This window comes from Desulfothermus naphthae (genome assembly GCF_054657475.1).
The window spans coordinates 314,325-336,313 of sequence record NZ_BAAHYQ010000003.1; the positions used below are offsets into that span (position 1 = coordinate 314,325).

Genomic DNA, 21,989 nt, shown 5'->3' on the forward strand with positions numbered 1-21,989 from the left:
ACTAACATTCACCATTATATTACATCTTTTACAATAACCCAAAACTCCTGAGCACAGTGGCGAATTTTTCATCTTCTGAAGCATAAGCCCTTAAAGCCTTAATAAACTCTTTTAATCTCCCTTCTCTTTCAATTGTTTCTATTGCTTCATCTCTAGCCTTGCGAATAATTGTTCTTCTATCCCAATAGGCAAAACCTATTACCACTGCTGTTAAAGTAGTAAATATCCCAACTAGCATCCATAAAAAGGTCATCATTTCCTCAAACCTCTTATCCACCTGCTCAAATCTTTTATCTACCTGCTCAAATCTTTTATCCACTTGCTCAAATCTCTTATTCATATCTTCCCGCATCTCCTCAAACCTCTTATTCACGTCTTCCCTTAGCTCACTAATTCTTTTATCTACTTGCTCAAATCTTTTATCCACCTGTTCCATAAATACTTTTAATGTAGCTTCTAACCTCACAAGTCTTTCCCTATCCTCCTGGGTAAAACCTGGCTGACCGCCAAAACAGGGAATTTCTGGGAGCAGAAATAATAATACTAAAATACAATTTATAAATGCTCTTCTCATCCTTACCTCCTAATGATGTAATCTCCTTTCTCGTCACATCACTAATAATTTACGGACTCCTTTTACCTTAATTAAAAATTTTTAGTTGGGTTTAACAATAATTTACTCAAAACTATAATTAAAATAATCTTTGCTTAAATATTTTGCAACATTTTAAGTAAAAAAGAGCCTTATTTGCCTGTACCAATACACCACTTTCCGTGAACAGGGATTTGGGAATGGGATGTAGGGGCGGAATCCATATCCGACCATGTAGGGGCAATTCATGAATTGCCCCTACGTTACAAAAATGAAATATTCCCTAAAATCTGTCCACTACACCACTACACCAATATACCAAAACAAAAAATAGGGGACATGCGAATAATGCACATTTTTTATAAATGGGTTATTGGGTTTAAGGGTTAGTAATGAGCTAGGGGTGACTACAATCAATAACTCACATTTACTATAAAACCCAAAATTGTAATAAAGATTACAACAATCCAAAACTCCTGAGCACAGTGGCGAATTTTTGATCCTCTGAAGCATAAGCCCTTAGTGCCTTAATAAACTCTTTTAATCTCCCTTCTCTTTCAATTGTCTCTATTGCTTCATCTCTTGCCTTGCGAATAATTGTTCTTCTATCCCAATAGGCAAAACCTATTACCACTGCTGTTAATGAGGTAAATATCCCAACCAGCATCCATAAAAAGGTCATCATCTCCTCAAACCTCTTATCCACTTGCTCAAATCTCTTATCCACCTGCTCAAATCTCTTATTCATGTCTTCCCGTAGCTCACTAATTCTTTTATCTACTTGCTCAAATCTCTTATCCACCTGCTCCATAAATACCTTTAATGTGGCTTCTAACCTCACAAGTCTTTCCCTATCCTCCTGGGTAAAACCTGGCTGACCGCCAAAACAGGGAATTTCTGGGAGCAGAAATAATAATACTAAAATACAATTTATGACTCTTCTCATCTTTACCTCCTTATGATGTAATTTCCTTCCTCGCCACTTCACTGACCAACATTGGATTCCATATCCGACCATGTAGGGGCAAATTCCATATTTGCCCGATGGTAGGGGCAATTCATGAATTGCCCCTACGTTACAAAAATGAAATGTCCCCTCAAATCTGTCCGCTACTATATTGCAGCTCCTGCCATTGCTCCTGCCCCTGCTGCATTTTCGTATATATTGTCGGTGGCAGATAAATAACCCACTTTTCCTATAAAACCCAGAATTGTAATAAAAATTACAACAATCCAAAACTCCTGAGCACAGTGGCAAATTTTTCATCTTCTGAAGCATAAGCCCTTAGAGCCTTAATAAACTCTTTTAATCTCCCTTCTCTTTCAATTGTCTCAATTGTTTCATCTCTAGCCTTGCGAATAATTGTTCTTCTATCCCAATAGGCAAAGCCTATTACCACAGCTGTTAATGTGGTAAATATCCCAACTAACATCCATAAAAAATTTATCATCTCCTCGAACCTCTTGTTCACGTCTTCCCGTAGCTCACTAATTCTTTTATCCACTTGCTCAAATCTTTTATCTACTTGTTCCATAAATACTTTGAGTGTGGCTTCTAATCTCACAAGTCTTTCTCTATCCTCCTGGGTAAAACCTGTTTGACCGCCAAAACAGGGAATTTCTAGGAGCAGAAATAATAATATTAAAATACAATTTATAAATGCTCTTCTCATCCTTACCTCCTCATGGTGTAATTTCCTTCCTCGCCACATCCCTAATAATTTACGGACTCCTTTTAGTTCAATAAAAAATTTTTACCTGGGTTTAACAAAAATTCACTCAAAACTATAATATTTAAAATAATCTTTGCTTAAATATTTTGCAATGTTTTAAGAAAAAAAAGAGCATTATTTGTCTGTACCAATACACCATTTACCATGAACAGGGATTTGGGAATGGAATGTAGGGGCGGAATCCATATCCAACCATATCCGCCCATGTAGGGGCAATTCATGAATTGCCCCTACGTTACAAAAATGAAATGTTCCCTAAAATCTGTCCGCTACACCACTACACCAAATACCAATACACCAAAACTGCGTTATTCGCCTGTCAACATTTTCTCTACTTATGAAGTGGGAAAGAAAGAGAGCTTTTTAAACACTTACAATTAAACCAAAACCAATAATTTTTGCAGCTTGATTAAGTTTTTTGTCAAAACATCCAAAAACTATTCTTTCTCTTGTGGTCTTTAACAAAAGATCGGCTGCTGCCAGATGAACACTATCATAAGCTTTCAACGCAAAAGCCTTAGCAAATTCACTTGCTCGCTCTAAAAGATTTTGATTAATACCCATTTTCATATAATAGAACCAATCTTTTTTAAATGCTTCTTGAATATTTTCCCACTCTCCCTCAGAAATAATACCTTCTCGGACAAGCCTTGCAAAAGTGGCTTGAGCTTCTACATAAGCAATCAAATGCGTAGCTACAATTTCTGCCTCAGATACTGCTTGTTCAACTACAAAACTGTATTCTTCCTCTACATAAAGTTTTACTAAAGCTGAAGTATCTAAATAAAGAATCACTGGCGATCCTCTAATACATAATCAGCAACACTTTTGCCAGATATTTTTGGTTTAATATGTGCCCCTTTAGGTTTTCCCCCTCCCCATATTATTAAACCTTCAGCAATCAACCCCTCAAGCCCTGTTTTATTTTTTGCTATCGGACAAAGTTTAGCAATCAAATGACGATGTCGTGTAATTTTAATAACTTTTCCTTGGCTAACCTCTTTTAAGTACCGAGATAGATTATTTTTTAGTTCCCTCACTGAAACTTGCATTATGGTCTCCTTTTATAAGTTTTGTATCTACAAATTAACATAAAAGGTCACCTTTTTCAAGACTTATTAGTAAATAATTTAAAAAATAAAAAAGAGTGATGCGGGTTTTCGCACTTGCGAAGTGGGGAAAAGGAAGGTTGGGAAACCATTTTTTGTTCACTATACCATCAAAAAATACGGGACATGCGAATAATGCACATTCTTTTTATAAATTAAAACTAGCTTATTTTTATCCGGGAAAATTCCATTTCACGCTGAAGCAAGACAATCTCATGCTTCGGAATGGGTTGAGTTGCCTCAAAAAAGCACTTAAAAACTTCGCTGTTGAATTGTCTGGAGATTTTCCAAATTAAGTTCAGAAACGTTTTAAGTTCTATTTTAAGTTAGTTTGGTAAAATTCTTAAAGTAAAATTTGATAAAAAGTTTTTTAAGCATGGGCCATTAAAATTATTAAGAATCTAAAGGGCACTATTGAAAGAATTTAAGCCACAATGGCATTAGAGAAGTGAGACCTAAAACAGCACTAAAACCTATACCTACAATCCATTGTAAAAAGGTAAATCTCTTATCCATAGCCTCAAATCTCTTATCCACAGCTTCAAAGCGAGCATTCATTTCCCTTTGTAGAGCTTCAAATCTTTTATCCATAGCTTCAAAGCGAGCATTCATTTCCTTTTGTAGAGCTTCAAATCTTTTATCCATAGCTTCAAAGCGAGCATTCATTTCCTTTTGTAGAGCTTCAAAGCGCTTCTCTATTGCTTCAAATCGGGCCGCCTCTATTTCTCTCAAAGCCTTTAACTCTTCCTCCACTCTGATTACCCGCTCAAGCAATGAGAGTTCCTTTGCCCTTTGCTCGTTGGATAATACAAAACGCTCTAACTCATCTCTTATAAACCTTGCCACATAGCTTTTTAGATAATTCTCCCACACCTCTGCGGGAATTTCCTGAAATGAGTCTTTTGAAGTTAATTCTGCCATAGAAATCTATTTATTTTAAATTTATTTTTAAGTCAACCTGTTTACAAGTTATATATTTCTATTTCCTTCACCTCTCTCTTTCTTATGTTCATCACAATTTCCACTAAAATAGAGGATACGGCAAAGAAATTGTACTGATATGTCTCTTTTACAACAATCCAAAATTCCTCAGCACAGTGGCGAATTTTTCATCTTCTGAAGCATATGCCCTTAGTATAAATAGGGGACATGCGAATAATGCACATTCTTTTTATAAATTAAAACTAGCTTATTTTTATCCGGGAAAATTCCATTTCACGCTGAACCAGGACAGGATAACACGATCAAAAGATGTGTAGGAAAACTTGATATTTTTTGAAAATTGAGCGATAAAGTTATTGTGCACAGGTAATTTTCCTCCTTATATGAGTTTTTTGCTAATTACCTATTTTAGGAAATTACCTGGGAACATTCAATTTTTTTCAGACAAAATTATGAGACTTATCAATAACTCAGAACTCTTAATACAAACCAACATGCAGTTTTTGGAACTTTAGTTTGCTAAATTCATTTTTACACAGAAGAGGCAACTAAATGACAAAAGGAAGAAAAAATGAAATTTATCTAAAGTTAAAAGAGTTAAAAAATATTTTAAAAGAAAAATATGGCATAAAAAAAATTGCAATTTTTGGAAGTATTGCAAGAGGTGATTATGATAATAATAGTGATATAGACATTGTTATCATAGAAGCTGATAATTCTTTGGGATACTTTAAATTATTAGAGGCAAAATATTTTTTGGAAAAAGAATTAAATAGAAATATTGATATAGGTTTTTATAAAAGTATGAAGACTTTTATAAAAAATAGAATCAAAAAGGATTTAATTTATGTCTAATAGAATTGTTGAAATGTATATTTTTGATATTTTTGTGGCCATTAAAAAAATAAAAGAAACAATAAAAGGTTTTAATGATGGAAAAGAATTACTTTACAGTTATAAAGATTGGGATTCTGTTATCAGAGAGTTTGAAATAATTGGTGAAGCAACTAAACATCTATTAAAACATAACTTAATTGATAAAAATTATAGAAAAATAGTTGATTTTAGAAATTTAATTACGCATAGTTATTTTGGCATTGATGAACAAAAAGTTTTTGAAATTGCAAAATACGATTTAAATGATTTTGAAAAAGTCATAATGACATTGATTAATAATATGGAGCCTGGTTTGAAAAATGAATTAATCAATGCATATATAGAAGATAATAAATATCTTGATTTTATTGTAAATGAAATTAAAAACTTAGTAAAATAGGGGACATGCGAATAATGCACATTCTTTTTATAAATTAAAACTAGCTTATTTTTATCCGGGAAAATTCCATTTCACGCTGAAGCAAAACAATCTCATGCTTCGGAATAGGTTGAGTTGCCTCAAAAAAGCACTTAAAAACTTCGCTGTTGAATTGTCTGGAGATTTTCCAAATTAAGTTCAGAAACGTTTTAAGTTCTATTTTAAGTTAGTTTGGTAAAATTCTTAAAGTAAAATTTGATAAAAAGTTTTTTAAGCATGGGCCATTAAAATTATTAAGAATCTAAAGGGCACTATTGAAAGAATTTAAGCCACAATGGCATTAGAGAAGTGAGACCTAAAACAGCACTAAAACCTATACCTACAATCCATTGTAAAAAGGTAAATCTCTTATCCATAGCTTCAAAGCGAGCATTCATTTCCCTTTGTAGAGCTTCAAATCTTTTATCCATAGCTTCAAAGCGAGCATTCATTTCCTTTTGTAGAGCTTCAAATCTCTTATCCATAGCCTCAAATCTCTTATCCACAGCTTCAAAGCGAGCATTCATTTCCTTTTGTAGAGCTTCAAATCTTTTATCCATAGCTTCAAAGCGAGCATTCATTTCCTTTTGTAGAGCTTCAAATCTTTTATCCATAGCTTCAAAGCGAGCATTCATTTCCTTTTGTAGAGCTTCAAAGCGCTTCTCTATTGCTTCAAACCGGGCCGCCTCTATTTCTCTCAAAGCCTTTAACTCTTCCTCCACTCTGATTACCCGCTCAAGCAATGAGAGTTCCTTTGCCCTTTGCTCGTTGGATAATACAAAACGCTCTAACTCATCTCTTATAAACCTTGCCACATAGCTTTTTAGATAATTCTCCCACACCTCTGCGGGAATTTCCTGAAATGAGTCTTTTGAAGTTAATTCTGCCATAGAAATCTATTTATTTTAAATTTATTTTTAAGTCAACCTGTTTACAAGTTATGCTTTTCTCTTTAAAAACGTGAAAAAAATTTACGTTTTTTAGAGGAGCCTAAATCATTGCAAGTTCTTGAGTTATGATGGTTAAGCCTTGATGGATGAGGAGATAGGACTTTTCAATATTAGATGGTTGTGATACACTATGTTCTAAGTCCTTTTTAAAACACCTTGAAATTATGGGATTTTTAAAAAAGTTGTTAACACAAATTGTAGCCCAAAGCCACTTCCAGCCAAATTTAGTAACCGCATAAAATGATTTACCTTTTGCCTTTTTGACGATCTTTCTAGAGATTAATTTTTTCAATTCCTAGCGAATTTGAGAGGAATTTCGGAAGTAGTTGGATAGAGCATTCTTAAGTTCACAAGTTTTAAATCCAAAAGAGGAGTATTTGGTTTTAAGCAATTCTTTGATAAGAGCAAGTTGTCTGTCTTTTCTGAGGTCAGGAGCAGGGACCTTATGGTTAAGGTGGTCAAGAACAGGTTTTGAAAACATGTTCGGTTCAATCTCACATAATGAGGAGAGATCAACGTGAGCACAACAATTGAGGAATTTGTTATTGGCATCAAGACCTTTCCATAAATAGGCCTGTAGATAGAGAACAGGTTTTTTAGGCCCCAGCGATTTAGGGTTGTTAATGGTGGTTCCTGCCCCCCAATGCCTCGACAATATCTGGTATTTAACTAGAGAAGGCAGGGTATAGCAAGTTTGTAGTTTTAACGAAAGAGTATCTCGGCGATTGGCAGGCGGGTCAGTGAAAATGGGTATAACGCCATTGGAGCGTTTAACAAAACCCATAGATTTAATGAAAGAAGCAACGCCTCCTTCATAGAAGAGGTCTAAAATGTAACCGCGAAGGATAACACGATCAAAAGATGTGTAGGAAAACTTGATATTTTTTGAAAATTGAGCAATGAAGTTGTTGTTCAGAGGTAATTTTCCCTCCTTATTGAGTGTGTGCTAATCACCTATTTAGGAAATTACCTGGGAACATTCATTTTTTTTTCAGGCAAAGTTATTGGACTTATCAATAACTAAGAAACTCATAACACAAACCAACATGCAGTTTTCGGAACTTTAGTTTGTTAAGTGGATAAGACAAGATTTATCCCTTTAATAGAGCAGGAAGGGGATTACCTCTTTTTTCTTAAACCAAGGCACTTTGGGAAATCTTTGTGGCTTGCAACACTAGAGACCTATTATGATATTTTAATTTTTTAACAACTCAGGCAACTCTCTTCTAAAACTTCTATCTAAATCTATTCCTTCTTCTTTAGCTATTTTTCTACATTTGGAAATAATTTTACACATTAACTTTGTATCTGGCGGAAATGTAATATTTTTTTAAAGTGTAATATCTACAACTATCTCTTTTTCCTAAATATAGATATTTCAAATATTTTCTTTACACCATCTTTTCCTATGCCTTTTCAGAAATTTGTAAGTTCTGATGGAGTACAAGGAGGATACCATCTAAATCTACTCTCTCCACAAAAAGTTTGAAAGTAAGAATTCTGTGTCCACATTTCTACTACTTTAGCATCACTCAAATTATACATCTATTTTAAGATTAAAAGTCCAACCATCAATCTAGTAAATTTAAATGGCCATCCATAATTACTATATTTATTTGCAAATGATTTATCAAATTCTTTCCATGGAATTTTTTTAGATAAAATTATCAATGGATCATCAGGATTAATAAAATCTAATAAATCTCCACATATCAAATGGGGTATTCTACGCTTATATATGGATGTTTGCATATAATTTACTTTCCATTTTTTCGACCAATTTTTACCTGTTTTAACAGATTTTCTTGTCGTTTATATTACATTATTCCAAACATTTTGTAAAGTATTTTCAGTAAATTATATATTAAGCATCGACTATATTACATTGACTAAAGATTTCCTAATTGTTGAGGGGGTTGTTGAGCCTTGGAAGGTTTTTAAACAAGGCTAAATTTAGAGATAATTTTTTAAATCCTCAATGTAGCCATAAGTCTAAGCGGGTTTAAAATAAGATCTAAACCGTCTCTTATGTCTGTTACAACTATTTTGCTGTTAAATATTATCTTGGAATATGCGCCTTCTTTCTGGATTACAGCTATGCCAAGGGCAGCGTTTTTAAGCATAAGATAGTCATTTGCACCATTTCCAAAACACACACACTTCTCTTTTCCAAGTTTATCTATAAAAGCCAGTTTTTCTCTGTCCTGGTTATTTTTCCCAATTATATGGAGATTAAATCCTGTGTTGGACAATTGTTTTTTTGCATTCCCATGGGTATCTGCAGTTAAAATGTGTATATTTAAATTTCTTGAAATCTTAACAAGCCGCTCTATTACTCCTGGCACTATTTTCCCATCCAAGGCAATAGTTCCATTATAATCCAGCACAACATGTTCTAATTCAATGGGTTCTCGTCCTGGTATCTCCAATTTGAGCATAGATTCTTTTCCTCAAGAAATTTAAAAAGTTAGAGCTTTAAGACAGCACCATTCCCATTTAAAGCTAACTGTCTATATATTTTTTTATCTCTGGGTGATTTAGAAGAGATGAGATTAGTATCTTATTTTGTGTTGTCTTTTTTCTGTAATATACCTTTAATACTTGTTTTATAAAGATATATCCTAAGGACCTTTTTTTTTGAAATAATTCATTTAATTCATTTCTATCTATTTCAACAATCTCTGTAATACCTTTAAATGTTTTTGCAGTAAACAGTGTTCTATACTCTTTAGGAAGGATACTGGATAGCCCTATAGTTTCACCTGCTTCGCTTACGTAAAATTTAATAAGTCTTCCATTCTGAATTGGCAAAAGATGTTCTACTTTGCCTTTTATTATCATAAAAATAAAATTTGTATTTGATCCATATTCAAAGAGAATAGTAGGAGTGTTATATTTTTTGAATCTACATATATTGTATATTTCCTCCAGATTTTTATCATTTATATCTTTAAGTAAATTTATTTTTTTTAAAATAGAGATATCCTTCATAAAGGTGTCCTTTTATACGCTAAAATCCACTATTGAAGATATTAAATCTATATGTTTAATTTCTTTTAAGTTGCTTAGATTTTTTATAACATCCTGTGTCCTGCTTTGGGTTATTTTGTGATAAAATTTTATCATTTCAGAGTAAAATTTAAATCCAAAGTCTAAATTCTTTAAAAAAATATCTTCTAGTTTGTCCACTGGAAAAACAACTACCTCTGATGGCTTAAAACAATATGCAGTATGAAATGTTTTAACACCACATAGGGAAGATATGCCAAAAAAAGTACCAGGTTTTATACTAGATAAAATCAATATAGTTTTCTCATTTGCTTCGTATGTTAAAGATATTTCACCACTTACCATTAAATACAAGTTCTTTAAATATGTATCTTGTTCAAATATCTTTTTGTCTTCACTAAAGATATGGATCTGGCCAATAGATGACAATAGACTTAGCTCCTTTTCACTGAAGATGTTTAAACTTTCAAATCTTTTTAATTCCTCAATGTTTACCATAGACTCTTTCCCAATAAGAAAATCAAAACAAGGAATATACCTGAAATTGCTGCACCTATACCAACAGGTATTAAATCTTCTTTAATATCATAATATAAGGTTTCCTTTTTTATTTCCAGCCTTTTCCCAGAAATTCCCTTGAAAAGCCATACATTTACAAATATAAATAGAGCAAGATTGGCAACAAAATCTGCAAAAAATCCTGCAACTATCTTAACTAAAGAAATTACAATTTTATCTAATACATAATTTATTGTATTTAAAGTTTTGTCAAAAAACACATACAACAGTTTTGCCCCTTTTCTATAGAACCAATCTGTATCTAAGGAAATTGTGTCTGTCCTTTTTAACATTGGTAAAAACAAGAAGAATACTAGAGCAGAGAACATAAGGAGCTGAAGCTGGGTAACCACATGAGGCACTGTATAGGCATTGTACTCTCCAACTGAATAAGGGAGGATCTTATATAATGGTTTTGGGTAGATGCCCAGGAATATACAGATAAATGATAAAAAGGCCATGGCAATTAACATAGATTTATTGGTCTCACCAGGCCTAAGCCCCCTATCCTTTGCAAAAAATACAAAGTATGGAAATTTTATCCCTGCATGCAAGAACACCCCAGCAGATGCTACTTCTAAAGTTAGCCAGGCCCAGATCAAATGGTTATGGACAGATGATTCTATGATCATAGACTTGGTTGTGAAACCACTGGTTAGAGGAAAGGCAGATATGGATAGGGCACCAATACAACCAAATAACAAGGTAAATGGCATGGTCTTATAGAGTCCGCCAAGCTCAGTACACTTTGATTTTCCAGTCATATGTAAAACTGCACCAGCAGACATAAATAGGAGTCCTTTATAAACAATATGGGCAAATGCATGGGCTGCAGCACCATTTATTGCCATTGCAGTACCTATTCCTGCACCACATATCATAAACCCTACCTGATTTATAATTGAATAGGCAAGTATCCTCCTCATATCATTTTCAAGTAACGCATAAAAGATTCCATATATTGTCATAAGACAGCCCACAAATATTAAGATCTCCCATCCAGGAAAACCCCTAAGTAATGTATAAACAGCAGTTTTTGTGGTATATGCGCTTAAAACAACACTTCCTGCTGGAGTTGATTCTGGATATGCGTCTGGGAGCCAAGCGCCTAGGGGTGGTGCTGCTGCATTTAATAAAAACCCAATTAGAATTAAATAAGTTGCAAGATTGTGGTCTGTAAATTTAGTAAATATTATTGAACCACCTTGATTTATATATATCACAATCCCAGCCAGCAAACACAGTCCTCCCACAATATGGACAAGCACATATCTATATCCAGCGCCTAAAGCTTTGTTTGTTTCTCTGGCAAGTATTAAAATAACAGATGCAATAGCCATTAGCTCCCAGTAAAAATATAGGGTAATTATATCGCCCGCAAATACAACTCCAAGTGCTCCGCCTATATAGATTAAGGCTGATAATTGTTGCCTTAAATCTTTTAAATAAAAGCTGTAAATCCCAGTTGCAATCCCGTAAATTGTAAAAATATAACCAAATACCTTTGAAAGCTTATCTACCTTTAATAGGCTTAAATCAAAACCAAAAAATGAGACATTTAAATATGAACCAGGATCAAGACTTAGAATATAGAAAAATGCTAGTGCAGGAATAAGTATTACAATCCATTTCCTAACATTTGGTAAAAATATTGGAATGAGTATTGCGCCAATAAATAGAATAAATGCAGGTGGTATGTGTATCATATTCCTTATTCCTGATTTTTTATTTCTTGGTTATAATCATCATAATAATTGGGATCTTTTTTTAAAAATATTCCACCCAACTTTGCAATTAAAATCAAGACTACACATGATAAAAATCCCAAAACTGCATAAAATCCAAACAATCCATCAATTCCAAAATGCCCTTCCCTTTTTATAAACAACTCAGGTATCAAAGTAAGAGCGCAGGATATATATAAAAGTTTCCAAAGTAGCTTTATTGTTTCAGACCGTTCCAAAAAATCTTTTTTCATAATGTTGTACCCTTTATTTTAGTCCTATTGAAAGTAGTTTATAAAAAATATCCTGGTAGAAAAATAGAATTATAGAAATCAATGCTGTAATTATCATAGGTATGATACAACAAATTGGCGCTTCTTTTATTTCTTCAGAGTCATTTGCATTATAAAAAAATCCTTTAAATACTATTGGAAGAAAATAAACTGCATTTAAAAATGACGATATTAATAGCACTAAAAGTAATAATAAATTGTGTGCATCAATACATCCCAAGACAAGATACCATTTACTGTAAAAACCACCAGTTGGAGGCAGGCCAATAACACTTAGTGCTCCAATAAAGAATGTCAAAAATGTAATGGGCATCTTTTTACCCAGCCCATTTAATTGACTTATGTATTTTTTCCCAGTGGCAACATAAATTGCTCCAGCACCAAAAAATAGTGTAATCTTTCCAAATGCATGCATAACAATGTGGATTATACCACCTAACATGCCTCGTGGAGTGAGAAGGGATATCCCCAAAATAATATATGACAATTGACTTATAGTTGAAAATGCAAGCCTTCTTTTTAATTCATCTTGAGACATGGCAATAAGCGATCCAACCAGGATAGTAAATACAGCAATGTATGCTGAATACACACCCAAGTGTAGGTTTTTGATTAATTCTATTCCATATATACCAGTAAATATCCTGATGATGCTAAATACACCAACCTTTACAACAGCAACTGCATGTAAAAGCGCACTAACAGGTGTTGGTGCCACCATGGCAGCAGGCAGCCATGAATGTAAGGGCATAATAGCTGCCTTTGCAAAGCCAAATAAAAACATAAAAAAGAGTATTGTCAAAAGTAAGTCAGATCCCTTACCCATGAGTATTCCATTTGACTGAAATGTAAGGGTATGCGCATGTATATAGCATATTATCATTGCAGGAAGAACCAGACCAACTGATGTAGTGATTATGTATGTTAAATATTTTCTTCCAGATATTTTTGCATCCTCATCTTGATGGTGGACAACCAATGGGTAGGTGGATAGGGATAGTATTTCATAAAACATATACATTGTAAGAAGGTTTGCAGAGAAGGCAACACCTATGGTAGATGACAGAGCAAGGGCAAAAAAACAAAAAAATCTAGTCTGACTATGTTCTTTAAGCCCTCTCATATAACCTATTGAATATAATGATGTGACAATCCATAAAAAAGATGCAACTAAAGCAAATGTAAGACCAAGACCATCTACTTTAAAACTAATAGACACTCCTTGTCCTAACTTCACCAGACAAAAGTAATACTTAGCACCCTTTAATACCCCTGGAACCATTGATACAATGATTGAAAATTTTATAATACCTGCCACAAAAGTCCATGCTTCCCTAAAATTGGGTCGTCTCTCTCCACAAGATATAAGTATAGGAATAACAAAAAGTGATACTAAAACTGCAGCAAGAGGTCTTATAGAATGTATAAGCTCCATCACTAAATTCCTCTTAAAACAAATGGATCAATTATCCTGGATACAATTTCACCAGAGTATAATCCCAAAGCAATCAATATAACGCAGACAAATAAAAGACCAATAACCATATTTAAAGGAGCTTCTTGTATTGTGGCTGCGTGAGACCCTTCAGTAGAATGTAGTCCATTTAAATTAAAAAGAGACTTTTCAAATACCCTAAAAAATAAGATTACGCTAAATAAACTACTTAAAATAAGAGATATAGCAAAGAAATATTGTTTTGCAGATATAGCTCCTATAAGGAGATACCACTTGCTGAAAAATCCACAAGTAGGCGGGATTCCAATAATGGACATTCCAGCTATTACAAAACCTGCACTTGTCCATGGCATGGTTGAAAAAATGTCTTTTAGATCATCTATATCCAGCTCTTTGATCCTCCATGCAAAGTTACCAGCGGCAATAAAAAGGCCAAAGGTCATGAATGCATCGTTTATAATGTGTAAAATACTCCCTGTAATGCCTGCCCTGTTTCCAATCCATGCCCCTCCTACCATATAACCAATTTCAGATATTATTGTGTAGGTAAGCATTTTCTTTAAGTTTTTTTGACTAAGTGCCATAAGTGCCCCAAAGATAATTGCAAAAGATGCCAAAAACACAACCTTATTGGATAGATGAAGGGTCTTAAATAGATAATCATAACCAAACACAGTAAACATAAGCCTGATCATTACATATACCATAACCTTGGTCATGAGAGGTGCAATTAGCCTGCTGCTGGTTGTTGGTGCATAGGTATATGCATTTGGGAGCCATATGTGCAGGGGAAATAGGGCCATCTTTATCCACACACCAACCATGCAAAATATAAATGCCACAAAAATAGCCTGGGAATTATGTAGTTTTTGTATAATATTGGCAACATCTGCCATATTAAGGGAACCAGTCATTATATATAAATAACCAACACCCAAAAGATAAAAGCTTGCACCAATAACACCTATAAATATGTAATTCAAGCTGGCAATTGGAGCCCTTCTTCTGTCACCAAGGGCTATTTGTCCATACGCAGACAGAGATGTAATTTCAAGTAATACATATAGGTTAAACAAATCTCCTGTAATAACCACACCCACAAGACCTGTAACAAAAAGAAGATAGAGGCTATAGAAGGTGCCTTTTTTCTCAGGTAGAGAGGCGCTTACTTGATTAAAACTGGCAAAGATATTTATCAGTGCTACAGAAGTAACAAGGACCAAAATAGATCCATTTAATGTATCTATTCTATATTCAATCCCAATTGGTGGGGGCCATCCCCCTAGTTTGTATTGTATTATTCCATGTGAGATAACACTGTACAATGTAATTATAGAAGATACAAAAGAAATTAACAGTGCTACTACAGTTAAGGGGAGACAAAGACGCCTGTCTATCCAGTGGAGTGCCATTACAAAAAAAGCACAAACTAAAGGAGTTATGACTATTAATATGGGAACAAATTGATTTATGTTCATCTCTCCCTTATCCTCATCCTGATTTCATCCTCTTCCAGCGTGTTGTATTCCTGGTATATCTTTAAGGCAATGGCCAGGGCAACACCAAAAGTAGCAACAGATACAACTATTGCAGTGAGCATAAGGACATGAGGTAAGGGATTTATATATTTTGATACATCAATTGCTTCTGGTGGTATTTCATGATGATGATGGGGCATGATAATTATAGGTAAGGTACCTCCTTTTTTATATCCAATTGAAATATAAAATAAAATTATTGCTGTCTGAAATATGTTCATTCCAACCAGTTTCTTTATCAAGTTATTTTTGGCTATCATGGCATAGAGTCCAATCATCATAAGAACTATATAAAGCCAGTAATTATATTTACCCACAATTTCTTTTAATAATGCTTCCATATTTAAAGTCCTTCGTGGTGCTTACCTTCAGATGCTATGTTGATGTAAATGATTATCATAACGGCCATAACTGCAATACCAACACCGATCTCCACTCCAAGCATGCCAAGCGCCCTTGCTTCTATAGGTTCAACAGGGAGTATTTTAGCAAGCTTCCCATAATCCAAAAAATGTCCTTTGAGCAAAAGACATAGACAGCCAATTCCTGCATATATAAATACGCCTAAGGCGCTTAAAACCCCTAAAGTTTTTTCATTTATCTTTGATATTGCTGTCTTTAAATTAAAGGTTATTGCAAGGAGGATTATTGATGCACCCAAGATTACACCTCCCTGAAACCCCCCACCAGGACTGAAATCGCCGTGGGCAATAACATATAGTGCAAATATTTGGATAAAGGGTATCATAATCCTCCCAACTGTCTTTATTATGAGATCATATGGCACTAATTTGCTATCTATTAATTCAAAATCCCTATCTCTAATGTCTACATCATCTCTTTTAAAATGTATTACTATCCCAGTAGGCATGTGCCTATAATATACCCCTTGTTCTTTTGTTTGTTCATTAAATATTCTTAGGAGTAAAAAACAACTAAGACCTGCACAAAATATAACAGTGGTCTCAAACATGGTATCAAAACCACGGTAGTCAGCAAGCACGGATGTCACAATATTTGGAACTTTTGTTTCTTTTACTGAATATTTAATGTAATGGGGAGATACGTGTAAATTAGCTGGTGCTTTAGGATCGCCCCACTCTGGGAATTCAGATGTTGCAAATATCAATATTGCGCCACAAAGGATAACTATTATCAATGCAAGTTTTTTCAATTTCTTGTCCTCCTTGTGGTCCTAAATATTGCAGCTACGAAAAATACAGTGGAAACCCCTGCCCCAACAGATGCCTCTGTAAATGCCACATCAACGGCCCCCATAATTGCCCATAAGACACACATCATAAAACTATATGCCCCAAGTAGAATTGCTGTGCCAAGCAAATCCTTAATTGTAATTGCCCCAACTGCACACACAATAATTAAGGCCAGAATAATGAGGTCTAAGATGCACATACCATTATTTCTCCAGATTTTTTTTGGTCCATGGTCTAAGTCCTGCTCTAATTCCAGCATCAACAATGGCATGAGTGGCTGTAGGACTGGAGAGGGAAACAAAAAACACAATTAACAACATCTTCATAGACACTATTAAATTTTCCCAGGTAAATTGTTCAAGGTTGTAGATAAAAAAACCAATAATAAAAGAGATAATCCCCATGGTATCTAATTTACCCGCAGGGTGGAGACGGGTATAAAAATCAGGCATCCTGATTATTCCAACAGTGCCACCTGTGAAAAATATAAGCCCTATGGCAAAAAATAAAATTACTATTCCATTTAAGATGATATGCATATTAAAACTCCAATTTAATTTTAAAATTCCGATTCTTCATATAGTCCACGTCTTTTATGAAAATATCTGGCAGCTGCCAGTACTGCAATGAAATTTAACAGTGCATATGCAAGGGCAATATCAATAAACATATCAACTCTCTGGTATATAAATCCAATTAAAAGTAAAAATACAACAGTTTTAGAACCTATTGCATTTACCCCCACTAATCTATCAAGTACAGTTGGACCAGAAATAGCTCTGTATAGGGAAAATACCATTAGAATGGAGATATAAATACCTATGTATGAAAATAAATCAACCATAAGACTATTCTCCAAATATTTTTGCAACCCTTTGTTCCATCTCACCTGGCAAATCTTCAGCACATGTTTTATCTATTGCATGGACCCTGAATTTTCCATCAGGATTTGCAGTAATGGTTATTGTGCCAGGGGTCAAAGTTATTGAATTCGCCATAGTAACTATTGAGAAATCTTTTTTTAACCTTGTATTAAACACAATAATATGGGGATCTATTTTATCCATTATATCTTTTGAAAATACGATCTTTAATAGATGGATGTTGGCTTTAATAATTTGTATAATTATCCATGGGAGATATTTCAAAAATCTAAAAAAAGTAGGAACATAATCTGATGATGGGTTGATAAATAAAAGGTGGGATGAGAGTAAGCTAACTATTATAACAGAGATAAACCCAAGAAAGAGGAGCTGAGGCTCAAATTTTCCAGATAAGATTATCCATAAAATTGTCATAAAAAAGAAGGTCAGGCAAAAGGATATGGCTTTTTTTTTGGCCATGATCTATTTTCCTTTTGGAAGGGTTATAAAAAATTCTGTTCCTTCTCCAAATTTTGACTGAAAACCAATATCTCCTCCAAGCTTTGTCATAATTTCTTTACATAGAGCAAGCCCAAGACCTGTGCCTTCTCCTGCTGGTTTTGTAGTAAAGAAAAATTCAAATATTTTGCTTTGTTTATCTTCTGGTATACCAATACCATTATCTTTAATTATAATCTTTAAAAAATTTTTATCTTCGTTAGTTATTATAGTGATTCTTCCCCCTGGTTTTTCTTTTTTTCTAATAGCGTAGATTGCATTGGTGAGAAGGTTTATTAGGACCTGTTGCAAAAGTCCGGTTTCTGAACTAATTTCGTGGGTTCTATGCCTATACCTTTTTTCTATTTCTATTAGAGGTGATTTTAATTCAGGTCTTATTAAATTTAAAGTACCTTCTATTAGTTCAATTAAATTTATCCTTTGGTGTTGACCCTGTTTAGTTCTTACAAAGGTCAAGATTTCATTGGTGATGTCACTGCTCCTTTGGGTTTGGTTCTCGATTTCTTCAAAAACCTTTTCCAATTCCTCTCCATCTGAACCCAGTTTTTTCAGATTGTCACCAACTAAAACCTTCCCCCAACCAGAGGCCTGGTTTATTATGGTTAAAAGATTTTTTACTTCATGGACTATTCCTGCAGCGAGTTGCCCAATCTCTGCCATCCTCTCAAGTCTTAATAGCCTTTCCTGAAACAGACTAATATTTAAATCATTTTTTGGTCTTCCAATCCATAATATAGCATCTTTTTCATCTTCCAGATAACAACTCTTTATTACAAAGTAGAAGGAATATTCATATTTTTTACCAGTGGATGAGATAAAAATCAGTTCTTTCTTTCCCTCCTTTTCTTTTAACAATAAATTTTTTTGCAATATGTAATCTTTAATGTTTTTTCCTATTATATATTCTGATGGAAGTTCAAGTATCTCTTCTAATTTGAAGTTTGTAAGGATAAAGTTTAAATTTGTATCAGTTAAGAATATGCATTCATTACAAAATTGAAGTATATCTTTTAAAATATTCTCTTTTATTATTTTCATTTATTTTAAATCAGGGTTTATGTACAATTATTATTCTTCTATGCCATAGATCTTTTTTAATTTTTTTAGGGCCTTTTTTATACCTCTGGCCCCCAAGCCAGATCTATATATATCCTCAACTTCTTGCTTAAATTTCTCAGTTTGTAATTTCATTTTATGTTGATATGCATCTTTAATAGTCTTTACCAATTCATCGTAGTCTATGGGTTTTAAAAGGTATTTATAGGCATCATGTTTCCCGCTTTCTAAAGCGCTTTCTATTGAACCGTGACCTGTTAGTACTATGCACTGTAAAAAAGGCTGAAGTTCTTTAAGTCGCTTTTGTGTCTCTACACCATCTATACCTGGCATCTTTAGATCCACCACAGCTACATCAAAGTTTTCATTAGAGGCAGCCTGGACTGCCTCTTCTCCAGAAAATGTAGCCTTTATTGTGAATCCTTCTCTAAGTAATCTCTTTGCCAGATATTCAACAAGGGTCTGTTCATCGTCAATTAGAAGTACCTTTATATCTTCTTTTTTATGTTCCATTACACCTCTCCTTATTACAAGATTAATTATGAGGGTAAACAAAAATAAAAAAAAATGTCAATAAAAAAAGAGGCCCAGGGCCTCTTTTTTTATTTAGCCAGCAGATTCCTCTTTAGTAGTTCTTCAGCTATTTGCACTGCATTTAAAGCTGCACCTTTTCTTATGTTGTCTGCCACTATCCATATATTAATTCCATTTTCTATAGTGTCGTCATCCCTTATTCTTCCAACAAAGACGTCATCTTCACCAGCAGCAAATATTGGCATTGGGTATATTTTCTCCTTTGGATTGTCTAACACCTTAACTCCAGGGGCCTGAGACAAAAGTGCCCTTACCTCTTTTGCAGTTATTTTCTTTACTGTCTCTATATTCACAGATTCGCTGTGTCCATAGAAGACGGGAACTCTGATGGCCGTTGCAGTAACTTTGATACTATCGTCCCCCATGATCTTCTTGGTTTCATTTACCATTTTCATTTCTTCTTTTGTGTAGTCATTATCTAAAAATACATCTATATGGGGTAAACAATTAAAGGCAATTTGGTAGGGATAAACTTTGCATTCTACTTCCTGCATATTAAAAAGCGCCCTTACTTGCTTTTCCATCTCATCAATTGCCTTTTGACCAGTACCAGAGACTGCCTGATATGTTGAAACCACTATTCTTTTTATTTTTGCCACATCGTGGATGGGTTTTAGGGGAACTACCATTTGGATAGTAGAGCAATTTGGATTTGCAATGATATTTTTGTGTTTTTCTAAATCATCTGGATTTACTTCTGGCACCACCAAAGGGACCTCAGGATCCATCCTCCATGCAGAAGAATTATCAACTACAACACATCCTTTTTCAGCTGCAATAGGGGCAAATTCTTTGGATACTGATCCACCTGCTGAAAACAGAGCAAGATCTAAATCATCAAAAGAATCTGGGGTGAGCTCTTCAACAACGATTTCTTTACCCTTAAATTCAAGCTTTTTACCAGCTGATCTAGAAGAGGCAAGGGCCTTAATCTTTGTTAAAGGGAAATTTCTTTGTTCCAAAACCTTTAGCATTTCTCTGCCTACTGCGCCTGTTGCGCCAACTACGCCAACTGATAATTCTTTTGACATATTTAAGTCCCTCCAATTATAATTTTTTGAAATTGTTATCCTTGACCTGAAACAACTCCAGCGATTTTAAAGATTGGCAAATACATCGAAATTACTAAGCCACCAACTACCACTCCTAAAAATACAATCATTAGAGGTTCTATTAAAGAAGTCAAGGCCGATACTGCATTATCTACCTCATCGTCATAAAAATCTGCAATTTTTTCTAACATTGTGTCCAGGGCACCTGTTGTCTCTCCAATAGATATCATATGAATAACCATTGGTGGAAACACGCCGGTGTCTTCTAAAGGCTCTGATATTGTCTGTCCTTCTGCAATACTCTTTTTTGCATCCAATACTCCAAGTTCAATCGTCTTATTGCCCGATGTCTTGGCAACAATATCTAAAGCTTGAAGTATAGGCACACCACTGGATATCATTGTGCTAAAGGTTCTACTGAATCTGGCCACTGCTACCTTTCTTAAAAGGGGACCAAAAACTGGTAAAAATAAAATTGTCCTATCAATAAAAATTTTAAATGGTTCAACCCTTTTATACAAGAGTCTAAAGACAACAATAAATAAAATTACACCCAAAATGAGATATCCAATGTTTTCTTTAAACCAGTTACTTATATTTATCACTATCTGGGTAGGGAGGGGAAGGGCACTCCCAAAATCTGCAAACATCTTGGCAAAGGTGGGTATAACAAATAACATAATAATGGTGATTACACCTACTGCAACAGTTACTACCACAGCTGGATAGATCATTGCACCTTTTACCTTGGACTTTAGACTTGCTGCCTTTTCAATGTATCCTGCAAGCCTGTCCAAAACCACATCCAATACACCACCCACCTCTCCTGCATCCACCATATTTATATATAGATCGTCAAATACATCTCTGTGTTTGCTCATTGCCTCAAACAATGAGCTTCCGCCCTCCACATCATTTCTTATTTCATAAAGTTTTCTTTTTAATTTTTTGTTCTCAGTTTGCTGTGCCATGACATTTAGTGATTGTAAAATCGGCACCCCTGAATTGATCAAGGTGGAAAATTGCCTTGAGAATACCACCATGTCTCTGGGACTTACCTTTCCTTCTAAAAATGTACCTTCAAGCAAGTCCTTTGGTTTGGGTTTTATTTTTATATAAGTATACCCCTTTTTCTGCAGGGCATTTTGTGCCATTTCAATTGTAGGAGCCTCTATCTCTCCTTTTATCTTCCTTCCTGCCCTATTTTTTGCCTTGTAAATAAAAAAAGGCATCTTACCTCCCTTATTGGGCTTGTGGGTTTAGGGGTTTCTTGGGTTTATTGAGTTTGTTGAGTTCAACTCTCAACCTATTAACCCATCCACTCATATACCCATTTACCCATTCACCCTCTAAATTTTTCGCTTGTATTAATTAATAACCTATGGCACAAATTGGAAAAAATTATGGCCTGTAGATTAAATTTTACAATAGCTAATTTTATTTTTTTCTTCAATATGAAATTGAACCAATTTTTTAAAAAGTTTAATGATTTA

28 protein-coding genes are annotated in these 21,989 nt (G+C 34.2%); 3 read left to right on the top strand and 25 right to left on the bottom strand.

The window, feature by feature from the left end; genetic code table 11:
- Positions 1-28 precede the first annotated feature (28 nt).
- The 6 genes from ACYQ1E_RS13045 to ACYQ1E_RS13070 all read right to left on the bottom strand — a co-directional run bounded on the left by ACYQ1E_RS13045 (position 29) and on the right by ACYQ1E_RS13070 (position 4,355).
- On the bottom strand, positions 29-574 hold the full coding sequence (locus tag ACYQ1E_RS13045; protein WP_459880213.1) for a hypothetical protein: 546 nt from the start codon (positions 572-574) through the stop codon (positions 29-31).
- 475 nt (positions 575-1,049) lie between these two features.
- Positions 1,050-1,538: a coiled-coil domain-containing protein gene (locus ACYQ1E_RS13050; protein WP_459880216.1), complete on the bottom strand. Its 489-nt coding sequence runs from the start codon at positions 1,536-1,538 to the stop codon at positions 1,050-1,052.
- A 277-nt stretch (positions 1,539-1,815) separates the two neighbouring features.
- Positions 1,816-2,265, bottom strand: coding sequence for a hypothetical protein (locus ACYQ1E_RS13055; protein WP_459880219.1), 450 nt, complete (start codon positions 2,263-2,265; stop codon positions 1,816-1,818).
- A 423-nt stretch (positions 2,266-2,688) separates the two neighbouring features.
- Positions 2,689-3,120 (bottom strand): type II toxin-antitoxin system VapC family toxin, encoded by a 432-nt coding sequence (locus ACYQ1E_RS13060; protein ID WP_459880221.1) that lies wholly within the window; start codon positions 3,118-3,120, stop codon positions 2,689-2,691.
- Complete coding sequence (locus ACYQ1E_RS13065) at positions 3,117-3,377, bottom strand: type II toxin-antitoxin system Phd/YefM family antitoxin (protein WP_459880224.1); 261 nt, start codon at positions 3,375-3,377, stop codon at positions 3,117-3,119. Before ACYQ1E_RS13065 ends, ACYQ1E_RS13060 begins: the two co-directional genes overlap by 4 nt.
- A 468-nt stretch (positions 3,378-3,845) precedes the next feature.
- A complete protein-coding gene (locus ACYQ1E_RS13070) occupies positions 3,846-4,355 on the bottom strand; it encodes a coiled-coil domain-containing protein (RefSeq protein ID WP_459880227.1) in 510 nt (169 codons plus the stop codon).
- A 573-nt stretch (positions 4,356-4,928) separates the two neighbouring features.
- On the opposite strand from ACYQ1E_RS13070, the gene ACYQ1E_RS13075 reads away from it, so the two are divergent.
- Together ACYQ1E_RS13075 and ACYQ1E_RS13080 are read left to right on the top strand one after the other, a co-directional pair.
- Entirely contained in the window at positions 4,929-5,231 is a 303-nt protein-coding gene (locus ACYQ1E_RS13075) for a nucleotidyltransferase family protein (RefSeq protein WP_459880230.1), read from the top strand.
- A complete protein-coding gene (locus ACYQ1E_RS13080; protein ID WP_459880233.1) occupies positions 5,224-5,652 on the top strand; it encodes a HepT-like ribonuclease domain-containing protein in 429 nt (142 codons plus the stop codon). Before ACYQ1E_RS13075 ends, ACYQ1E_RS13080 begins: the two co-directional genes overlap by 8 nt.
- Positions 5,653-5,942: 290 nt before the next feature.
- Here ACYQ1E_RS13080 and ACYQ1E_RS13085 read toward each other — a convergent pair whose 3' ends face one another.
- The gene (locus ACYQ1E_RS13085; RefSeq protein WP_459880236.1) at positions 5,943-6,560 is read right to left on the bottom strand and encodes a hypothetical protein; all 618 of its coding nucleotides are present in this window, start codon (positions 6,558-6,560) and stop codon (positions 5,943-5,945) included.
- Positions 6,561-7,695: 1,135 nt separating this feature from the next.
- Between ACYQ1E_RS13085 and ACYQ1E_RS13090 the strand changes: the two genes are divergently transcribed.
- Positions 7,696-7,827, top strand: coding sequence for an AAA family ATPase (locus tag ACYQ1E_RS13090; RefSeq protein ID WP_459880239.1), 132 nt, complete (start codon positions 7,696-7,698; stop codon positions 7,825-7,827).
- A 338-nt stretch (positions 7,828-8,165) separates the two neighbouring features.
- On the opposite strand, the gene ACYQ1E_RS13100 is transcribed toward ACYQ1E_RS13090, so the two are convergent.
- The 18 genes from ACYQ1E_RS13100 to ACYQ1E_RS13185 all read right to left on the bottom strand — a co-directional run bounded on the left by ACYQ1E_RS13100 (position 8,166) and on the right by ACYQ1E_RS13185 (position 21,728).
- Complete coding sequence (locus ACYQ1E_RS13100) at positions 8,166-8,372, bottom strand: transposase (RefSeq protein ID WP_459880245.1); 207 nt, start codon at positions 8,370-8,372, stop codon at positions 8,166-8,168.
- A gap of 215 nt (positions 8,373-8,587) precedes the next feature.
- On the bottom strand, positions 8,588-9,058 hold the full coding sequence (locus ACYQ1E_RS13105; protein ID WP_459880248.1) for an HAD family hydrolase: 471 nt from the start codon (positions 9,056-9,058) through the stop codon (positions 8,588-8,590).
- 64 nt (positions 9,059-9,122) lie between these two features.
- Positions 9,123-9,611, bottom strand: coding sequence for a cyclic nucleotide-binding domain-containing protein (locus tag ACYQ1E_RS13110; protein ID WP_459880251.1), 489 nt, complete (start codon positions 9,609-9,611; stop codon positions 9,123-9,125).
- A 12-nt stretch (positions 9,612-9,623) separates the two neighbouring features.
- Positions 9,624-10,127, bottom strand: coding sequence for a Crp/Fnr family transcriptional regulator (locus ACYQ1E_RS13115; RefSeq protein WP_459880254.1), 504 nt, complete (start codon positions 10,125-10,127; stop codon positions 9,624-9,626).
- The gene (locus ACYQ1E_RS13120) at positions 10,121-11,893 is read right to left on the bottom strand and encodes a Na(+)/H(+) antiporter subunit D (RefSeq protein ID WP_459880256.1); all 1,773 of its coding nucleotides are present in this window, start codon (positions 11,891-11,893) and stop codon (positions 10,121-10,123) included. Before ACYQ1E_RS13120 ends, ACYQ1E_RS13115 begins: the two co-directional genes overlap by 7 nt.
- A gap of 5 nt (positions 11,894-11,898) precedes the next feature.
- Complete coding sequence (locus ACYQ1E_RS13125; protein WP_459880259.1) at positions 11,899-12,165, bottom strand: hypothetical protein; 267 nt, start codon at positions 12,163-12,165, stop codon at positions 11,899-11,901.
- Between the two features lie 13 nt (positions 12,166-12,178).
- Positions 12,179-13,639: a monovalent cation/H+ antiporter subunit D family protein gene (locus tag ACYQ1E_RS13130; protein WP_459880261.1), complete on the bottom strand. Its 1,461-nt coding sequence runs from the start codon at positions 13,637-13,639 to the stop codon at positions 12,179-12,181.
- 2 nt (positions 13,640-13,641) lie between these two features.
- Complete coding sequence (locus ACYQ1E_RS13135) at positions 13,642-15,138, bottom strand: monovalent cation/H+ antiporter subunit D family protein (protein WP_459880263.1); 1,497 nt, start codon at positions 15,136-15,138, stop codon at positions 13,642-13,644.
- Entirely contained in the window at positions 15,135-15,539 is a 405-nt protein-coding gene (locus ACYQ1E_RS13140; protein ID WP_459880266.1) for a cation:proton antiporter subunit C, read from the bottom strand. The genes ACYQ1E_RS13135 and ACYQ1E_RS13140 overlap by 4 nt, the downstream gene beginning before the upstream one ends.
- 2 nt (positions 15,540-15,541) lie before the next feature.
- On the bottom strand, positions 15,542-16,372 hold the full coding sequence (locus ACYQ1E_RS13145; RefSeq protein WP_459880269.1) for a Na(+)/H(+) antiporter subunit B: 831 nt from the start codon (positions 16,370-16,372) through the stop codon (positions 15,542-15,544).
- Positions 16,369-16,611: a Na(+)/H(+) antiporter subunit B gene (locus tag ACYQ1E_RS13150; protein WP_459880272.1), complete on the bottom strand. Its 243-nt coding sequence runs from the start codon at positions 16,609-16,611 to the stop codon at positions 16,369-16,371. The genes ACYQ1E_RS13145 and ACYQ1E_RS13150 overlap by 4 nt, the downstream gene beginning before the upstream one ends.
- Positions 16,612-16,615: 4 nt before the next feature.
- Complete coding sequence (gene mnhG, locus ACYQ1E_RS13155) at positions 16,616-16,951, bottom strand: monovalent cation/H(+) antiporter subunit G (RefSeq protein WP_459880275.1); 336 nt, start codon at positions 16,949-16,951, stop codon at positions 16,616-16,618.
- Positions 16,952-16,971: 20 nt separating this feature from the next.
- Entirely contained in the window at positions 16,972-17,283 is a 312-nt protein-coding gene (locus ACYQ1E_RS13160) for an MrpF/PhaF family protein (protein ID WP_459880278.1), read from the bottom strand.
- Positions 17,261-17,755: a Na+/H+ antiporter subunit E gene (locus ACYQ1E_RS13165; RefSeq protein WP_459880281.1), complete on the bottom strand. Its 495-nt coding sequence runs from the start codon at positions 17,753-17,755 to the stop codon at positions 17,261-17,263. Before ACYQ1E_RS13165 ends, ACYQ1E_RS13160 begins: the two co-directional genes overlap by 23 nt.
- 3 nt (positions 17,756-17,758) lie before the next feature.
- The gene (locus ACYQ1E_RS13170) at positions 17,759-18,832 is read right to left on the bottom strand and encodes a sensor histidine kinase (protein ID WP_459880284.1); all 1,074 of its coding nucleotides are present in this window, start codon (positions 18,830-18,832) and stop codon (positions 17,759-17,761) included.
- A gap of 30 nt (positions 18,833-18,862) precedes the next feature.
- The gene (locus ACYQ1E_RS13175) at positions 18,863-19,363 is read right to left on the bottom strand and encodes a response regulator (protein WP_459880287.1); all 501 of its coding nucleotides are present in this window, start codon (positions 19,361-19,363) and stop codon (positions 18,863-18,865) included.
- Positions 19,364-19,452: 89 nt separating this feature from the next.
- Complete coding sequence (locus ACYQ1E_RS13180) at positions 19,453-20,475, bottom strand: aspartate-semialdehyde dehydrogenase (protein ID WP_459880290.1); 1,023 nt, start codon at positions 20,473-20,475, stop codon at positions 19,453-19,455.
- A gap of 35 nt (positions 20,476-20,510) precedes the next feature.
- Positions 20,511-21,728: a type II secretion system F family protein gene (locus ACYQ1E_RS13185; protein WP_459880293.1), complete on the bottom strand. Its 1,218-nt coding sequence runs from the start codon at positions 21,726-21,728 to the stop codon at positions 20,511-20,513.
- Positions 21,729-21,989: the final 261 nt, after the last annotated feature.

What these genes read in the sequence shown, in the direction of transcription:
- ACYQ1E_RS13180 (WP_459880290.1), bottom strand. Translation starts at nt 20,475, where the DNA reads ATGTCAAAAGAATTATCAGTTGGCGTAGTTGGCGCAACAGGCGCAGTA.
- ACYQ1E_RS13170 (WP_459880284.1), bottom strand. Translation starts at nt 18,832, where the DNA reads ATGAAAATAATAAAAGAGAATATTTTAAAAGATATACTTCAATTTTGT.
- mnhG (WP_459880275.1), bottom strand. Translation starts at nt 16,951, where the DNA reads ATGCATATCATCTTAAATGGAATAGTAATTTTATTTTTTGCCATAGGG.
- ACYQ1E_RS13165 (WP_459880281.1), bottom strand. Translation starts at nt 17,755, where the DNA reads ATGGCCAAAAAAAAAGCCATATCCTTTTGCCTGACCTTCTTTTTTATG.
- ACYQ1E_RS13065 (WP_459880224.1), bottom strand. Translation starts at nt 3,377, where the DNA reads ATGCAAGTTTCAGTGAGGGAACTAAAAAATAATCTATCTCGGTACTTA.
- ACYQ1E_RS13070 (WP_459880227.1), bottom strand. Translation starts at nt 4,355, where the DNA reads ATGGCAGAATTAACTTCAAAAGACTCATTTCAGGAAATTCCCGCAGAG.
- ACYQ1E_RS13130 (WP_459880261.1), bottom strand. Translation starts at nt 13,639, where the DNA reads ATGGAGCTTATACATTCTATAAGACCTCTTGCTGCAGTTTTAGTATCA.
- ACYQ1E_RS13080 (WP_459880233.1), top strand. Translation starts at nt 5,224, where the DNA reads ATGTCTAATAGAATTGTTGAAATGTATATTTTTGATATTTTTGTGGCC.
- ACYQ1E_RS13185 (WP_459880293.1), bottom strand. Translation starts at nt 21,728, where the DNA reads ATGCCTTTTTTTATTTACAAGGCAAAAAATAGGGCAGGAAGGAAGATA.
- ACYQ1E_RS13055 (WP_459880219.1), bottom strand. Translation starts at nt 2,265, where the DNA reads ATGAGAAGAGCATTTATAAATTGTATTTTAATATTATTATTTCTGCTC.
- ACYQ1E_RS13135 (WP_459880263.1), bottom strand. Translation starts at nt 15,138, where the DNA reads ATGAACATAAATCAATTTGTTCCCATATTAATAGTCATAACTCCTTTA.
- ACYQ1E_RS13140 (WP_459880266.1), bottom strand. Translation starts at nt 15,539, where the DNA reads ATGGAAGCATTATTAAAAGAAATTGTGGGTAAATATAATTACTGGCTT.
- ACYQ1E_RS13075 (WP_459880230.1), top strand. Translation starts at nt 4,929, where the DNA reads ATGACAAAAGGAAGAAAAAATGAAATTTATCTAAAGTTAAAAGAGTTA.
- ACYQ1E_RS13115 (WP_459880254.1), bottom strand. Translation starts at nt 10,127, where the DNA reads ATGGTAAACATTGAGGAATTAAAAAGATTTGAAAGTTTAAACATCTTC.
- ACYQ1E_RS13085 (WP_459880236.1), bottom strand. Translation starts at nt 6,560, where the DNA reads ATGGCAGAATTAACTTCAAAAGACTCATTTCAGGAAATTCCCGCAGAG.
- ACYQ1E_RS13050 (WP_459880216.1), bottom strand. Translation starts at nt 1,538, where the DNA reads ATGAGAAGAGTCATAAATTGTATTTTAGTATTATTATTTCTGCTCCCA.
- ACYQ1E_RS13105 (WP_459880248.1), bottom strand. Translation starts at nt 9,058, where the DNA reads ATGCTCAAATTGGAGATACCAGGACGAGAACCCATTGAATTAGAACAT.
- ACYQ1E_RS13110 (WP_459880251.1), bottom strand. Translation starts at nt 9,611, where the DNA reads ATGAAGGATATCTCTATTTTAAAAAAAATAAATTTACTTAAAGATATA.
- ACYQ1E_RS13125 (WP_459880259.1), bottom strand. Translation starts at nt 12,165, where the DNA reads ATGAAAAAAGATTTTTTGGAACGGTCTGAAACAATAAAGCTACTTTGG.
- ACYQ1E_RS13175 (WP_459880287.1), bottom strand. Translation starts at nt 19,363, where the DNA reads ATGGAACATAAAAAAGAAGATATAAAGGTACTTCTAATTGACGATGAA.
- ACYQ1E_RS13120 (WP_459880256.1), bottom strand. Translation starts at nt 11,893, where the DNA reads ATGATACACATACCACCTGCATTTATTCTATTTATTGGCGCAATACTC.
- ACYQ1E_RS13045 (WP_459880213.1), bottom strand. Translation starts at nt 574, where the DNA reads ATGAGAAGAGCATTTATAAATTGTATTTTAGTATTATTATTTCTGCTC.
- ACYQ1E_RS13100 (WP_459880245.1), bottom strand. Translation starts at nt 8,372, where the DNA reads ATGCAAACATCCATATATAAGCGTAGAATACCCCATTTGATATGTGGA.
- ACYQ1E_RS13150 (WP_459880272.1), bottom strand. Translation starts at nt 16,611, where the DNA reads ATGTGCATCTTAGACCTCATTATTCTGGCCTTAATTATTGTGTGTGCA.